Source organism: Moorena sp. SIO4E2 (assembly GCF_010671945.1).
GTDB lineage: Bacteria > Cyanobacteriota > Cyanobacteriia > Cyanobacteriales > Coleofasciculaceae > Moorena > Moorena producens.
Map to the genome: position 1 here is coordinate 1 of NZ_JAAHIE010001127.1, position 1,675 is coordinate 1,675.

1 protein-coding gene and 2 pseudogenes are annotated in these 1,675 nt (G+C 40.3%); 1 reads left to right on the forward strand and 2 read right to left on the reverse strand.

Features of this window, described 5'->3' with window-relative positions; genetic code table 11:
* Positions 1 to 261: pseudogene (locus tag F6K37_RS41390) on the forward strand (heavy metal translocating P-type ATPase); the annotation flags it as partial.
* Positions 262 to 548: 287 nt separating this feature from the next.
* Here F6K37_RS41390 and F6K37_RS41395 read toward each other — a convergent pair.
* Together F6K37_RS41395 and F6K37_RS41400 are read right to left on the reverse strand one after the other, a co-directional pair.
* A pseudogene (locus F6K37_RS41395) lies at positions 549 to 692 on the reverse strand (antitoxin family protein); the annotation flags it as partial.
* A 190-nt stretch (positions 693 to 882) separates the two neighbouring features.
* Entirely contained in the window at positions 883 to 1,323 is a 441-nt protein-coding gene (locus tag F6K37_RS41400; RefSeq protein WP_287257087.1) for an HNH endonuclease, read from the reverse strand.
* Between the last annotated feature and the right edge of the window lie 352 nt (positions 1,324 to 1,675).

The window sequence follows — 1,675 nt, forward strand, 5'->3', positions numbered from 1 at the left end:
TCAGATGCTGCTATCGAAACCGCCGACGTGGTAATTATGACTGATGCTCCCTCTAAAGTAGCAGAAGCGATCGCGATCGCCCGCCGAACCCTAGGTATTGTTTGGCAAAATATTATTATTGCTTTGGGAGTGAAAGTCATCTTTATTGCTCTGGGTGCGATGGGGGTAGCAACTCTCTGGGAAGCTGTATTTGCCGATATGGGAGTGGCTCTGTTGGCGATTCTTAATGCTAGTCGGGTATTGCAGATAAGGGAGAATTGAAGATGAGGTTTATTTCAATTAGGTGAGGTACATTTTTTAGGGAGCAGGCAAGAGGCAAGAGGCAAGAGGCAAGAGTTACAAAATATTTGTACCTCATAAAAATAAAAAAAAGCTATAAATCTTTGAATGAATAGGAGTAGAGTGGGCATCCTGCCCGCTCCAAAAGATCAGGAACAGGCAAGATGCCTATTCCACAGATGCGACCCAAGGGCGATTTACTCGGCCATTGGAAAGCGCACCTACTATTAAAATCATTCCATTATTAAGCAACACCATTATTTAAGCTTTTAACTATCTTCATGCAACACATCTCGTGTAAACTGAGGAGCATCAGAAGGAATAGGGTTTTGTTGCATTCGCTCAACAAGTAACCTTAAAAAATCTTGTCTAGCCTCAATATCGGTAATCTTAGGAGGAATAACTTGAGGGGAAAGCTCCATCATAAGAATTAGGGGTAGATTAGTTAGTTACTTAAAGTTTAGCCTATACAAAGGTAAGCATATGCGCTAAGTGCAGGCTACGCCAACAGCTAATGCGCTACTGGCAATCCGTGCTTTTAGGTGCGACCCGTGGAAATTTAATGCTTCATGGGTCAAGCGCACCTAAGGAAGATGATTTTATTTATGCTTTCATTTGTTTTAAGGCTTCAGGTGAAGGGTATCTATTTACCTCAATCAACAATTGTCTTTCTAAAATGCGATCGCTACTATTAAACTGTAAAATTCTGGCTGTGACTTCCCCAATATCTGTTAAAGATTGAATCATTGCACCCTCAAGACGAAAATGCTCAGACCATTGCTCTCGTCTAGGATTAAAAAATCTCACCAGATCACCTGTGGGCCAAATAATTGACCCTAAATCTGTTCCTTTATTTAGGTTACAATACAAACAAGCATAGGCTAAATTTTCCGCAGTCGTTTCACCCCCATGCTTGACACTAATAATGTGGTCAAATTGACACCCACCGCTATCCTGTTCAGAAATCAGACAATATTCACACAAACCTTTAGCCCGCTGACTGACTAATCGTTTCAGTTCTTTAGTGATATACTGTCTAGGCATAATTAATTTATTTATATACTTCTCTCTATACTAAGAGACAGATTTAAGGTATTGATGAGCTCTAGCTTTCGTCAATCTAATTAGATGTTCGACCACTAAAAACTGTTCAAGTTCGTTTTTTTCAGATGGGGATAAATCTCCTAATTTTGCTCGTTCCACTAAATCGTCTATCTGTTCCTTTGTAGCTTCCGAAAATTGAAAATTAGTCACACTTTCTGGGCTAGAAGGTAAAACAAACCTTAGAGAAAGTCAACCCGACTCAAAAAAACCAGAGTTTACTGAGCCAATATCCAGAGGAAGCAGCAGCATTGACACTACTGGATCGGTGTGCGTCTCAACTAAGTATGGTACT